Origin of the sequence: Allokutzneria albata (assembly GCF_900103775.1) — a bacterium.
Lineage (GTDB): Bacteria > Actinomycetota > Actinomycetes > Mycobacteriales > Pseudonocardiaceae > Allokutzneria > Allokutzneria albata.
Map to the genome: position 1 here is coordinate 5,712,933 of NZ_LT629701.1, position 13,191 is coordinate 5,726,123.

General features: G+C 70.9%; 12 protein-coding genes. 4 read left to right on the forward strand and 8 right to left on the reverse strand.

From position 1 onward, the window contains the following. Positions 1–105: 105 nt before the first annotated feature. From BLT28_RS25710 to BLT28_RS25725, 4 genes are all read right to left on the reverse strand, one after another. Entirely contained in the window at positions 106–1,401 is a 1,296-nt protein-coding gene (locus BLT28_RS25710; protein WP_030427322.1) for a geranylgeranyl reductase family protein, read from the reverse strand. 77 nt (positions 1,402–1,478) lie between these two features. Next, positions 1,479–2,171 carry a demethylmenaquinone methyltransferase gene (locus tag BLT28_RS25715; RefSeq protein WP_030427321.1) on the reverse strand — a complete coding sequence of 231 codons (693 nt, stop codon included), beginning with the start codon at positions 2,169–2,171 and terminating at the stop codon, positions 1,479–1,481. An 18-nt stretch (positions 2,172–2,189) separates the two neighbouring features. Further along, entirely contained in the window at positions 2,190–3,296 is a 1,107-nt protein-coding gene (locus tag BLT28_RS25720; RefSeq protein ID WP_030427320.1) for a glycosyltransferase, read from the reverse strand. A 41-nt stretch (positions 3,297–3,337) separates the two neighbouring features. Beyond that, entirely contained in the window at positions 3,338–4,468 is a 1,131-nt protein-coding gene (locus tag BLT28_RS25725; protein WP_030427319.1) for a glycosyltransferase family 4 protein, read from the reverse strand. A gap of 222 nt (positions 4,469–4,690) precedes the next feature. On the opposite strand from BLT28_RS25725, the gene BLT28_RS25730 reads away from it, so the two are divergent. Next, the gene (locus tag BLT28_RS25730) at positions 4,691–5,536 is read left to right on the forward strand and encodes an inositol monophosphatase family protein (protein ID WP_030427318.1); all 846 of its coding nucleotides are present in this window, start codon (positions 4,691–4,693) and stop codon (positions 5,534–5,536) included. A gap of 81 nt (positions 5,537–5,617) precedes the next feature. Further along, positions 5,618–6,013, forward strand: coding sequence for a hypothetical protein (locus BLT28_RS25735; RefSeq protein WP_030427317.1), 396 nt, complete (start codon positions 5,618–5,620; stop codon positions 6,011–6,013). Positions 6,014–6,054: 41 nt separating this feature from the next. Here BLT28_RS25735 and BLT28_RS25740 read toward each other — a convergent pair whose 3' ends face one another. Together BLT28_RS25740 and BLT28_RS25745 are read right to left on the reverse strand one after the other, a co-directional pair. After that, entirely contained in the window at positions 6,055–7,143 is a 1,089-nt protein-coding gene (locus BLT28_RS25740) for a DUF3558 family protein (RefSeq protein WP_081900020.1), read from the reverse strand. 62 nt (positions 7,144–7,205) lie between these two features. Continuing rightward, positions 7,206–7,844, reverse strand: a complete 639-nt coding sequence (locus BLT28_RS25745; RefSeq protein WP_231950423.1) for a DUF3592 domain-containing protein — start codon at positions 7,842–7,844, stop codon at positions 7,206–7,208. 80 nt (positions 7,845–7,924) lie between these two features. On the opposite strand from BLT28_RS25745, the gene BLT28_RS25750 reads away from it, so the two are divergent. Both BLT28_RS25750 and BLT28_RS25755 read left to right on the forward strand, forming a co-directional pair. Then, a complete protein-coding gene (locus BLT28_RS25750; RefSeq protein ID WP_043810221.1) occupies positions 7,925–9,184 on the forward strand; it encodes an isochorismate synthase in 1,260 nt (419 codons plus the stop codon). 99 nt (positions 9,185–9,283) lie between these two features. Beyond that, complete coding sequence (locus BLT28_RS25755) at positions 9,284–9,766, forward strand: CHAP domain-containing protein (RefSeq protein ID WP_030427313.1); 483 nt, start codon at positions 9,284–9,286, stop codon at positions 9,764–9,766. A gap of 59 nt (positions 9,767–9,825) precedes the next feature. Here the strand turns inward: BLT28_RS25755 and BLT28_RS25760 are convergent, their stop codons facing one another. Continuing rightward, a complete protein-coding gene (locus BLT28_RS25760; protein WP_043810220.1) occupies positions 9,826–11,316 on the reverse strand; it encodes a M1 family metallopeptidase in 1,491 nt (496 codons plus the stop codon). 150 nt (positions 11,317–11,466) lie between these two features. Further along, positions 11,467–13,158: a 2-succinyl-5-enolpyruvyl-6-hydroxy-3-cyclohexene-1-carboxylic-acid synthase gene (gene menD, locus BLT28_RS25765; protein WP_030427311.1), complete on the reverse strand. Its 1,692-nt coding sequence runs from the start codon at positions 13,156–13,158 to the stop codon at positions 11,467–11,469. Positions 13,159–13,191 lie beyond the last annotated feature (33 nt).

The window sequence follows — 13,191 nt, forward strand, 5'->3', positions numbered from 1 at the left end:
CACGTGATAATTGCACTATGGAAAACAAGCGAGCGGATGCCCGAACAGTGGACATCCTAGCTTAAGGAAGACTTGAGATTAGTCTCCAAGAACACAAATCTGTACTCACGCACTGGGCGCCAGCCGAACGGCGGTGGCCACCATCTTGTCCAGCGCGTCGCCGTCCTTCGGGTCGTAGAGCCCGGCGAGCAGCTTGAGCACGAGCTTCATCAGGCCGTCCATCGGCAGGCCGTACCTGGTGGCCGCCTTCATGATGTGGGGGTTGCCGATGAGCTTGCTGAAGACGTTGCCCAGCCGGTAGTAGCCGCCGAGCGCCTGCTTGATCGCGACCGGGTAGCGGCCGAGCGCGCGCTCGCGGCTCGAGCCCTCCGCGCGGGCGAGGGCGTGCACGACGCACTCCGACGCGATGCGCGCGGACTCCATGGCGTAGGCGATGCCCTCCCCGTTGAACGGGTTGACCATGCCGCCCGCGTCGCCGACCAGCAGCAGGCCGTCGCGGTAGTGCGGGGTGCGGTTGAAGCCCATCGGCAGCGCGGCGCCGCCGACCTTGCCGATCGCGTTGGCGTCGCGGAAGCCCCACTCCTCCGGCGTGCCGTCCAGCCAGGACTTGAGCAGCGCGCGGTAGTCGGTCTTGCCGTAGGCCTTGGACGTGGACAGGATGCCCAGCCCGACGTTCACCGTGCCGTCGCCCATGCCGAAGATCCAGCCGTAGCCGGGCAGCAGCTTGGGGTCGGCCGGGTTGCTGCGGTCCCACAGCTCCAGGTGCGACTCCAGGTAGTCGTCCTTGGTCCGCGGGCTCTCGTAGTAGCGGCGGACCGCGACGCCCATCGGGCGGTCCTCGCGCTTGTCGAGGCCGACCGAGAGCGCGAGCCGGGCGGAGACCCCGTCGCAGGCCACGACCAGTGGAGCGCGGTAGCTGACCGGCTTCTTGTCCGGCCCGGTGACCGCCTTCACGCCGATGACCCGGCCGGTCCGCTCGTCGGTGATGGCCGACTGCACGGTGGTCTGCTCCAGCAGCCGCGCGCCCGCGTGCTGGGCGGTGCGGGCGAGCATCTCGTCGAAGTCCTGGCGGGGGCGCACCACGCCGTAGGGCGGGAAGGTGGCCAGCTCCGGCCAGTCCAGCTCGATCGTCCGGCCGCCGCCGACCACGCGCAGGCCGCGGTTGTGCAGCCAGCCCGCCTTCTCGGTGGTGTCGATGCCCAGGTCGATGAGCTGCTTGACCCCGCGCGGGGTGAGGCCGTCGCCGCAGACCTTCTCCCTGGGGAAGGAGCTCTTCTCCAGCAGCAGCACGTCCAGGCCCGCCCGGGCCAGGTAGGTGGCGGCGGTGGATCCGGCCGGACCCGCGCCGACCACGATGACCTCGGCGTCCTCGCCCGGACGACGGCGGCTTGACGTGATCATGGGTCTCCTTGTGAAAGCGTTCACGAACCAGGTCCGAGTCTAGGCGAACCGGACGCGGGCGGCGGCGCGCTCCCAGGTCAGGGTTTGACAGCGCGGTGCAGCGCCACCACGCCGAGGTTCAGCGGCCGCCAGGCCACCTCCGTCCACCCGGCCCTGGAAATGATCTCGGCGAGTTCCCGCTGGCCAGGCCAGGCGCCCATGGACTCGGCGAGGTAGCGGTAGGCCTCCGGGTTGGACGAGACCGGCCGGGCCAGCAGCGGCAGCACCGGCAGCCCGAGGCGCTGGTAAAGGAACCGGAACGGGCGAAACTGGGGTTGAGAGACCTCACAGATCACCATGCGCCCGCCGCTGCGGACCACCCTGGCCATCTCCCGCAGGGAGGCCTCGGTGTCGACGAAGTTGCGCAGCCCGAAGGTGACCGTGACCACGTCGAAGGCGTTGTCGGCGAAGGGCAGCCGCATCGCGTCGGCCGCGACCATCGGCACGTCCCGGCCGATCTCCTTGCCCCGCTCCAGCATCCCGAGCGAGAAGTCCGCGGCGACGCACCAGGCGCCGGAGCCGGTGTACTCGACGGTGGAGATCGCGGTCCCCGCGGCCAGGTCGAGCACCCGCTCCCCCGGCTTGAGGTCCAGCGCCCGCGCGGTCTTGATCCGCCAGCGCCGGTCGAAGCCGACCGTCATGACGGAGTTCGCGCGGTCGTAGCCTCGGGCCACGCCGTCGAACATCTCGGCGACCTCGCGTGGCTTCTTGTCCAAACCGGCCCTGACCATGCCTTGAAGCCTAGAGCCTCAGCGCAGCGCGTCGAGCATCCCGTCGACCGCCGCCGCCCACGGGAAGCACTCCGCGCGGGCGCGGGCGGCGGCCCGGCGTTCCGGCTCGGGCAGCGCCAGCACCGAGGCGACGGCGTCGGCGAAGGCGGCCGGGTTGTCGTCGGCGGCGACGGCCCCGCAGCCCGGCCGCACGATCTCCGGCAGCGCGGAGGACCCGGAGACCACCACCGGAGTGCCGGAGGCGAGCGCTTCGAGGGCGGCAAGGCCGAACGTCTCGTGTGGACCGGGAGCCAGCGAGATATCAGCTGTGGCAAGGAGATCGGCCACCGCCGCGCGCGAGTCGAGGAAGCCGAGGAAGGTCACCGGCAGGCCGTCGGCGAGTTCTTCGAGCGCCTTCCTGCGCGGCCCGTCACCGGCGATCACCAGCCGCACCCGCTGTCCGCGCCGGAGGAGCTCCCGCACCGTCTCGACGCTGCGCTCCACGTGCTTCTCCGGGGACAAACGTCCACAGTGGACGAGCAGGGAGTCCGCGTCGCCGAGCAGCCGGGCGTGCAGCGAGTCGTCGTAGTTGCCGGGGTCGAAGGTGTCCAGGTCCACACCGAGCGGCACCTGGCGCAGGTTCACCGTGCCGATGCGGTCGAACTCCTGCCTGGCGAAGGCCGTGGTGCACACCACGTTCGCGAAGCTGCGCGCCATCCAGCCGTTGGCCACGTCCGCCGCCCACCGCGCCGCGCGGGGCGGCAGCAGGAACTGCTCCAGGATGCGGTCGAGGCGCTCGTGCGAGATCACCACGCTCGACGCACCGTTGCGGCTCGCCCAGCGCCCTAGCCCGCGCAACGTGGCCCGGTCGGAGACCTCGATCGCGTCCGGCTTCAACCGGTCCAGCCACGCCCGCACCCGGAACGGGTCCAGCACCCGGTAGCCGCCCATCCCCGGGACCGTCGGCCCGAACAACGTGATGCGCCGGACCCCGCCCGGCAGGTCGTCGACGGAGTGCTCCGGCCCGGGAACGATGAGCACCACCTGGTGTCCCCGCGCCACGTAGCCCGGCCCCAGGTGGTTCAGCGCCGTGCGCAGCCCGCCGGAACGGGGCCCGTAGAAGTTCGCCAGCTGGACGATCCGCATCCCCCGAGCCTGCCACTCCGGTCCGGAGCGGCCCCCGCGGGTCAGGCGGCGGTGGTGGTGGACTGCGGGATGTTGGCGATCTCGACGTAGTGGTCGAGGAGCTGGTCGCAGATCACCGGCCAGGTGCGGGCCAGGACGGAGCGGCGGGCGGCCTCGGCGAAGCGGGCGCGGGTGCCGGGGTCGGCCAGCGCGGTGATGCCCTCGCGCAGGCCCTGCTCGAACTCGGCCGCGTCCCACGCGGGCAGCAGGTAGCCGGTGCGGCCGGACTGGACCAGGTCGCGGGGGCCACCGGCGTCGGGGGCGAGCACGGGCAGACCGGAGGCCAGCGCCTCCTGGACGGTCTGGCAGAAGGTCTCGAAGGGGCCGGTGTGCACGAACAGGTCCAGGCTGGCGTAGGCCGTCGCCAGCTCCTCGCCCTCGCGCATGCCGAGGAACGCGGCGTTGGGCATGGCCTTGCGCATGGAGTCCAGCTCGGGGCCGTCGCCGACCACGACCAGCTGCACGCCGGGCATGTCGTGCGCGGCCTGGAGCCGGTCGACGCACTTCTCCAGCGCGAGCCTGCCCACGTAGCCGACCAGCAGCTCCCCGTTGGGGGCGAGGCGGGCGCGCAGGGCGTCGTCACGGCGGGACGGGTGGAACCGGTTCACGTCGACGCCGCGGGCCCAGTGGTGCACGCGCGGGATGCCGTGCTCGCCGAGGGCGTCGACGGCCCAGCTGGACGGCGCGAGCGTGCGGTCGGCCATGCCGTGCAGCCAGCGGGTCCACCGCCACGCGGCGCGCTCGGCCAGGCCGAGGCCGTAGGTCCCGGCGAAGCCGGCCACATCGGTCTGGTAGATCGCGATCGTCGGGAGGCCGAGCTTGCGGGCGGCGACCATGCCGCGCATCCCCACGATGAACGGCGAGGCCAGGTGCACCACGTCCGGGTTGAACTCACGCAGCGCCTTGACGACCTTGCGGCTGGGCACGCCGATCGGCTGCGCCTTCAGCACCGGCAGCTGCACCTCGGGCAGCCGCACCACGGGGTAGCCCGCGTACTCCTCGGGACCGTTGCCGGGGGCGATCACCATCGCCTCGTGACCGTTCCGGCGCAGGTGCTCCAGGACCCGCAGCACGGAGTTGGTGACTCCGTTGACGTGCGGGAGGAAGCTCTCGGTCACGATCGCTACGCGCACGGGTCTCACAGTGCCCACCCTTCCAGCCCTGCTTCCGCCGCCTGCATGAAGGGTCGCCGAACGGCAGGCGAAGTCCTGGTTGGTGATACCCGGGCACGCCCGGACGAAGCCTGTACGCCCACTTATGCAGAGACGTCCGAACCGCACTCTTGGCCTGGTGATCCTCACCACGTCACCTCGGTTTCGCGCTGCGGACACTGACCGCGGTCACGCTCGGACGGCATGACGGCCTTGTCCTCCCAGCCGGTGCCCGCGCTCGAACCGGCACTGCTCTCCCGCGCCCTCGAAGTGGCGGGGCGGCTGGCCAACGATGCCGCGGACGTGATCACCGCCACGGCCGGGCGGGACGTGCGTCCCGAGACCGACGAGTCGCCCTTCGACTGGGTCACCGACACCGGACGCACACTGGAGCGGCACACCCGGCGCGTGCTCGCCGCGGAGTTCCCCGGCGTCCCGGTGATCGGTGAGGAGTCGGGCGCGGGCAAGCTGCCGGTCGCGGCCTCCACCGAGTACCGCTGGGTGGTGGACCCGGTGGACGGCACGATCAACTACGTCGCGGGCATCCCGTGGTGCTCGTTCAGCCTGGCGCTCATCGACCGGTTCGGCCCCGTGGTCGGCGTGGTCGCCGATCCCTACCGAGCGCAGATCTACGCGGCGGCGCGCGGACGGGGCACCAGGGCCAACGGCACGCCCGTGCGCCTGGCCCCGCGCGCGGACCTCGCGGGCGGAGTGGTGTGCACCGAGCTGAGCCGAGGCGGGATCTGGCCGGGCATGGCCGAGTTCACCGAGCGCGCCGGGCAGGCCAGGGTCGCCGTGCGGGTGCTCGGCTCGACGGCGCTGGCGATCGCACAGGTGGCGCTGGGCCACGCGGTCGGCGCGGTGCTGCACGACTACGAGGAGTGGGACGTCGCGGGAGCCCTCGCGCTGGCGGCGGAGGCGGGAGCGGTGGTGCTGGACCGCGAAGGCCGCCCCCGGCCGCTGCCGGAGGGCGGCCTCCTCGTCTCGGCGCCGGAGTTCGCCGCTGACCTGCTGTCCTGGTGGCGAGCGGAGCCCCAGCCGCAGCGTTGAGTGATCGTTTAGCCCGCCGCTCTACGGTCGCGCTCACACCGGGTCCCCACCCTCGTTGCACCAATAAGAGAGGAAATTTCGGTGTTCTTCAAGAACGCGGTCCGCCGCGTCGTGGTCAGTGCGGCCGTCGTCGCGGCGGCCATGTCGACACTGGTCGTCCCGGCTCAGGCATCGATGGAGGGCTGCAACGGCGTCGCGTGCATCCTGATCAAGGGCAAAGGTCTGCACGTCGACTTCGTCAGGGTCGGCCTTGAAAAATTCAGCTTCGACCGTTACGCCCACTTCCACATCTGGGGCGGCGGCATCGACATGAACACCCCCACGAAGACCTACAGCTGGGACCGCGGAATCTCTTACACGCTGGAGCTCAGCCGCAGCCTGCCCGACGGCGCGCAGATCTGCACGGAGGGTTGGGAGCACCTGCCCGACGGCAGCTTGAAGTCGTTCGGCAGGCCCTGCGGAACGATCAAGTCCTGAACGGTGGCGGCAGGGGCGGCGCCGCCCCTGCCGCGTCCCTCTCAGCCCAAGTTCCCCACGACGGTGGTGGCGATCTTGTCCACGACCTCGCACGGCTTCAGCGACTGCGGTGGCGCCTTCTGACCGAGCCGCGGGTTCAGCTGCGTCGGGTTCAGTTCGACGCTGATCAGGTGGCCGGTGTTGGTGCCCTTCGGCTCCGACGGCCTGTAGTTCAGGGTCACCGCACAGGATTCGGGCAGATCCATGAAGGGCTTGTTCAACCGGATGCCGCTGAGTCCCGCGATGGTCACCGCGGGCGTGTCAGCGGTGACTTCCTGCTCGACGTTGTACTGGAAGAACACGTTGAGGGTGTAGCTGTACGCGTCACCCGGCTTCGTCAGCGCGATCCGACAGCCGTACGGGTGGTTGCGGATGACCGGGGACGGCGACCAGCCGGCGAACTCGCCGAGGAACTGCTGCTGCGCGGCACACGGGTCCTTGCCCAGCAACGACTTGCCGGTGGGCGGTGTGGTGCGGGCCGGGATGGCGAGCAGCTTCCGCGCGATCGCGCCGGTGTAGGCCTTGGCGTCCTCGCACGCCTCCGGCCAGGCCCCCTTGGACTTGTAGCCGCTGATCGTGAAGGCGAAGCCGCTGTCCTCGATCGGCAGCCGCACCGAGCAGGTGCCCTCCAACCCCGGCTTCGTCGGCTGGTAGATCTTGTGGCCCGCGACCTCGACCTCCTGGTCCTTCTGGCGGTCGAACACGGTGTAGACCGAGGGTGAGATCTCGAAGCGGTGCGTCGGCACCTCCGTGCCCGGGTTCCCGGAACGGATCTTGCAGCCGGGCAGGCCCGGCCCCATGTACGTGGTCACCGGTTCGCCGAACTTCTTCATCGGCTCCGGGTCGAGCGCCAGGCACAGGTCGGCGGCGCGGAGCTTGGCCATCAGCGCGGCCCCGGCCTCGGAGGTGACCACCCTGGCGTTCTCCGCGTTGGAGTCCTTCGCCGCGACGGCGCGAGGCGTGGTCGTCGTGGTCGGCGGCGCGGCCCCCGGTTCGGCGATGCCGACCACGGCGGACGCACAACCGGCGAGGACAGTCGTCACGAGCGCGGCGGCGGTGACCGCGGCGGCTCGACGGGAAGAAGCGTGCATTCTTGGCCCCCAGTAGTTCTTTGCCGGGCCGGAACCTACCGGAAGATCATGGCCCGGCCTGGCTAACGACGCAGTTCAGACGCGTCAGCGACCGACGCGGGTTCCCTGCGCCGGTGCAGCCACCAGAGCACGCCACCGGCCACCGCCCACACCACCAGGACGATGGTGATCGCGGGCACCAGGGTCAGCCAGGCACCGCGGCCCGCGACCCGCACCAGGTCCGGATTCGCCTGGTCGTACTCGACCCGGACGACCTGGCCGACCTGGAGCCCGCCGGGGTAGAGCACGCCGTCGCGCGGCACCCGCACGGCGCTGTCCGGTGTGCTGAACCGCACCACCGTGCGGTTGTAGGAGGCCGACATCACCTCGGCGGCGGCCACCCCGGGCCGTGCGGTGATCTTGAAGTCGTTGGTGTAGGCGCCGATCACCAGGAGCAGGCAGGACGCGGTCACCAGGAACGCGGCGCCGAGGGTGATGAGCGTCGCCCTGCGGCGGTCGCGGGCCTGGGCCCGGATGGCCCCCCACACCGCGCGGGCCTGGGCGAACCGGGAGTTGCGCAGCTCGTCGGCCTCGGCCTGCGCGGACGCGCGGACGGCGTCGTCGAGCACCTTGTCGACCGCGCTGTCCGGTCCGCCGTCCCCGGCGTCCGCCGCGCGCGCGTCGACGGCGGTGCTGCCCGGCGTGTCGCCCGGCGCGCTCACGACTGCGTCCTCCGCCACATCGGGTCACTTTATGCCAGACCGGCGACGCGTCCCCCGCGCATGGCTCATACGCTCGAAGGGTGACCAGCGCTCCGGAGAAGGGCATCGCAGCCAGGCTGCGCGTGCACAGTCGCCCGATGGGCGCGGACACCGAACTGCTGGACCTGCTGCCCACCCCGGACGGCGTGCTGACCTGGGTGCGCGGCGGAGAAGGCCTGGTCGGCTGGGGTGAGGCGGCCAGGTTCACCCCCTCGGGCCCGAACCGGTTCATCGACGCGGAGCTGTGGTGGCGCGCGGTCCGCGAGCGCTCCGAGGTGGTCGACGAGGTCGGCCTGCCCGGTACCGGTGCGGTGGCCTTCGTGAGCATGGCCTTCGCCGACCACCCCGGTGACTCGGTGCTCGTGGTGCCGAGGGTGATCGTCGGCAGGCGGGGCGGTACCACCTGGGTCACCGAGATCAGCTCCGACGAGGACAGCTCGCCGGTGAACCGCTCGGTGCAGCCGGTCCGGCGCACCGGAACGGTGCGCTACTCCGAGGGCGAGCTGCCGGTGACCGGGTACCGGCACGCGGTGCGCGCGGCGGTGGACCGGATGCGCGCGGGCGAGCTGGGCAAGGTGGTGCTCGCGCACGACCTGCTGGCCACCGCCGACGAGCCGTTCGACCCCCGGTTCCTGCTGCACGGGCTGGCCGGGCGGTACCCGAGCTGCTGGGTCTACGCCGTCGAGGGCCTGCTCGGGGCCACCCCGGAGATGCTGCTCAGCAAGCTCGACGACGAGGTCACCTCCCGGGTGCTCGCGGGCACCAGCTGGCCGCACGAGGGCGTCACCGCCGACGAGCTGGCCACCCGGCTGCTCACCTCGGCGAAGAACCGCGAGGAGCACGCGTACGCGGTGGAGTCCCTTGTGGACACGCTGCGGCCGCACTGCTCGACCCTGGAGGCGCCGGACGCGCCCCAGGTGCTGCGGCTGCCGAACGTGCTGCACCTGTCCAGCGACGTCACCGGGCGGCTGCGCCCGACCGCCAACGCACCGTCGCTGCTGCGGCTGGCCGCGGCCGTGCACCCGACCGCGGCGGTGGGCGGGACCCCGCAGAAGGCCGCGGTGGAGATGATCACCGAGCTGGAGCGGATGGACCGGGGCCGCTACGCGGGACCGGTCGGCTGGATCGACGCCGACGGGGACGGCGAACTGGGCATCGCGCTGCGCTGCGCGCAGGTCAACGGGGCCACCGCGCGGTTGTTCGCCGGGTGCGGGCTCGTCGCGGATTCCGATCCGGATTCCGAGGTGACCGAGGCCGCGGCCAAGCTCGTCCCCATTCGTGACGCCCTGGAAGGCAATTGAGTTGCTTTCACTTTCGGGTCCGCCCGAAATATGAACCACCACATCCAAAACTGGCAACAAGACAGGACAGGCACTTGATTCGCGCTTAACGTGCGCGGCATGAAGCCAACGAGAAACCTGGCGCTGGCCGCCCTGCTGGCGATGACCGCGCTGGGGTCGGCGGTCGCGATCGCCCCGCCCGCGATCGCCGCCGAATACGAAGTGCGTGCCGGGGACGACTACCCGTACAAGGGGCAGAGCGGCACCGACAAGTGGGGGTTCTACAAGCGGCAGTGCACGTCCTTCGTCGCGCACCGGCTCGACCAGCACGGCGTGCGGTTCAAGAACGCCAAGTACAAGGGCGTGTTCTTCGGCAACGCCGACACCTGGAACAACGCCGCCAAGTCCGCCGGGGTCAAGGTGAACAAGACCCCCAAGGTCGGCGCCGTCGCGGTGTGGGAGCGCAACAGCGGACACGTCGCCTGGGTCTCCAAGGTCAGCGGCGGCAAGATCACCGTCGAGGAATACAACTGGAACAACCCGAAGGCATATGGCAAGCGCACGATCTCCAAGAACGAACCGGACAGCTACGTCCACTTCTGAACCGAAAAAGAATCCGTCCCCGCAGCCGGGGGCTGCGGGGACGGAGAACGCGACGACGATTACTTGTTGTTCATGCTGTGCATGATGCGGTGCCCGGCCTCGATCTTCGGGACCGACTTCGGCACGATGTCCGCCTTCACGCCGGGCGCCTTGGCGGTCGCGGCCGCCTGGTCCGCGCTCAGCTGCGGCTTGCCCTTGGTGAACAGCCACTTCTGGAAGAGGTCGTAGAGCGGCTTTCCGGAGATCTTCTCCGAGAGCGCGATGAACTCCTCGATGCTGGCGGTGCCGTACTTCTTGTCGGTGTTCCAGGTCTTGAGGATCTTCTTGAAGGTGTCCAGGCCCACCGCGTTGCGCAGCTGGTGCAGCGCCATCGGGCCGCGGGTGTACACGCCGAAGCCGTCGAAGAGCTTGGCGGGCGTCGGGTCACCGGTGACGACCTGCCAGGCCGGGTCCTCGGCCGGGCGCTTGTAGTAGTGGTCGAAGATCTCCTGCGCGGTGCCCTCGCCCTTGGCCTCCGACCACAGCCACTCCGCGTAGCTGGCGAAGCCCTCGTTCAGCCAGATGTTGCGCCACTTGGCCACCGAGACCGAGTCGCCGGCCCACTGGTGGGCCAGCTCGTGCACGACGACGGACACGTGCGAGCCCGCCGCGAAGAACGCCGGGCTGTACACCGGGCGGGTCTGGTTCTCCAGCGCGAACCCGAGCCCGGAGCTGGGCACGACGCCGCCCTGCGCCTCGAACGGGTACTCGCCGAAGTAGTCCTCGAGGAACGCGATGACCTCGGGGGTGCGCTCGACGCTGGCCTTGGCCGCGGCCTCGGCGTCACCGAGGTTGGTGCCGTAGGCGTTGACCAGCGGCTGGCCCTTGTGCCCGGTACCGGTGACCACCTCGTACTTGCCCACCGCGAGGAAGGTCAGGTAGGTGGCCTGCGGCTTGGTGCTGCGCCAGTTCCACCTGGTCCACCCGGCGCGGCTGGACCTGCTCGTCAGCCTGCCGTTGGACAGCGCGGCGGTGCCGTCCGGCACCGAGACGGAGACGTCGAAGGTGGCCTTGTCCGTCGGGTGGTCGTTGCTCGGGTACCACCACGCGGACACGTGCGGCTCGTCCACCGCCAGCGCGCCGTCCGGGGTGCGCTTCCAGTTGTTCTCGCCGTTGACCACGACGGTCGACGGGGTGGCCTCGTACTCGACGACGATCGTGGTGAGCAGGCCCTGGTGCACCTGCTGGGCCGGGGTGACCTGGAGTTCGGTCCCGGTGCGGCTGAACTTCGCAGGCAGGTTGTTGACCAGCACAGACTTCGGGTCGATCGCGAAGTCGAGGTTGAACTGCGTCAGCCGCTGGGTGGGCTTGGCGGTGATGACCGTCGTGCCCCAGAGCTTGTCGTCGGAGGGCTGGTAGCGCAGCCGGATGTCGTAGTGCGAGACGTCGTAGCCGCCGTTGCCGTCGCCCGGGTAGTACTCGTCACCGATCCCGGGGGCACCCGTCGTGTCCGGCCCGGCCGACGCGGGCCAGGCGAGCAGCGCGACCGCGGCAGCGGCCGCCGCCCCCATGCGGAGGCTGTGTTTACGCAGCACGGAATTCGAACCTCTCCGTCATGGCCGACTTCCCCACATGCAGCCGACTCGGCCTGCAACCTAGCTCCGGGAAATCGCCGCGCACCAGCACGTCTTCTTCACAACCAACTGGTGGGATTGAAAGGTTCAGCGAGTGCGCCGCACTGCCGCGCGCAGGCGTTCGTGCAGGTCACGCAGGTCAGAGCGGTCGGTGCGGACCTCGACGACGCGCAGTCCCGGCCCTGGTCGGCAGGCGGCCAGGAACTCTTCCCTGCTGCGTGCTCGAACGTGCGGAACCCGGTACGCGGCGCACAAAGAGGCGAGGTCTGTGCCATGTGGCGTAGCGAAAACGCGCTCAAAGGAATCAGCGTGTTCGGCCGATCCCTGCTCCAACAACGAGAAGATCCCGCCACCGTCGTCGTTGAGCACCACGATCGTCAGGTCCGGCCGCTGTTCGGCGGGCCCGATCAGCAGTCCGTTGGCGTCGTGCAAGAAGGTCAGGTCGCCGAGCAGCGCCGCACCCCACGGCCCGATCCGGCTGTCCGCGTCGTGCGCGCCGAGCACGACTCCCACCGCGGTGGAGACGCTGCCGTCGATCCCGGCGAGGCCGCGGTTGGCCAGCACGTCCGGCCGTTCGGTCGCCGCGACCAGGTCGACGTCGCGAACGGGATTGGAGGAACCGAGGAACAGCACGGTGTCGCGCGGCATCGCGGCGACGAGATCGCGGGCGACGTGCAGCCCCGTCGGCCACGGCTGCGCGGCGAGGAACTCCTCCACGGCGGTCGCGACTGCCGCGTCCGCGTCCTGCCAGCTCGCCAGCCACTCCGGCTCCGCGTCGCGGTCGACCAGGGCCAGCGGGCCGACTGACGTCGCCTGGTGCTGCGGATCCGTCCAGTCCGCGGTGTCATCGATCACGTGCACCAGCGGGGTCGTGCGCAGCAGCCGCTGCACCGCCCGAGTCAGGGTCGGTCGACCGACCACGACCAGGGCTTCCGGGCGCAGCTCGTCCAGACCCAGCACCAGGGTTCCGTGCCGCAGCAGCGCCGCCTTGGTGGACGCGACCCCGCCCGCGCCACCCGGCTCGGCGAGCACCGGCCAGCCGCGTTCGGCCGCGATCTCGCCGATCGCGTTGCCCGCGCCCCAGGTCGCCGCGCCGACGACGACGAGGGTGCGCGCGGGGAGGTCGATCGGCTCGATGGGAACGGGCTGGCTTCCGCCGTACCGGGCGGTCCAGGGCGCGTCTTCTTCCCGGCCCGCCAACGGCTCCGGCCAGCTGTCGCCGGCGTTGTCCGGCACCAGCGGCTCGCGGAACGGGATGTTCACGTGCACGGGCCCGTGGTCGTCGGCGCGGGCGACCGCGCGGCAGATCATGCTGCGCCACACCGCGTTCTGCCCCGGCCGGGTCTCGGCAACCGGGAAGTCCACTGTGGACACATGAGGGGCGAAGACGCCGTGCTGCCACGTGGTCTGGTTCGCCCCGGTGCCCATCAGCTCCTGCGGGCGGTCGGCGGTGAGCACGATCAGCGGCTCCGCCGAGTGGTGGGCCTCCAGGACGGCCGGGTGCAGGTTCGCCACCGCGGTGCCGGAGGTGCAGGCGAGCGCGACGAGGCCCCTGCGGTGCGACGGGAGGCCCAGCCCCTTGGACAGGCCGAGCGCCAGGAAGCCCGCGCTGCGCTCGTCGATCCGCACGTGCAGGGTGATCCGCCCGGCCCGCGCCGCGTCGTGCAGCGCGAAGGACAGCGGCGCGTTGCGCGAACCGGGGCAGAGCACGAAGTGCCGGACACCGTTGCGGACGAGCTCGTCGACCACGACGCGCGCCTGCGCTGTAGACGGGTTCACCGGTTCAACACCCTTCCCTGGACCCGCCTATTC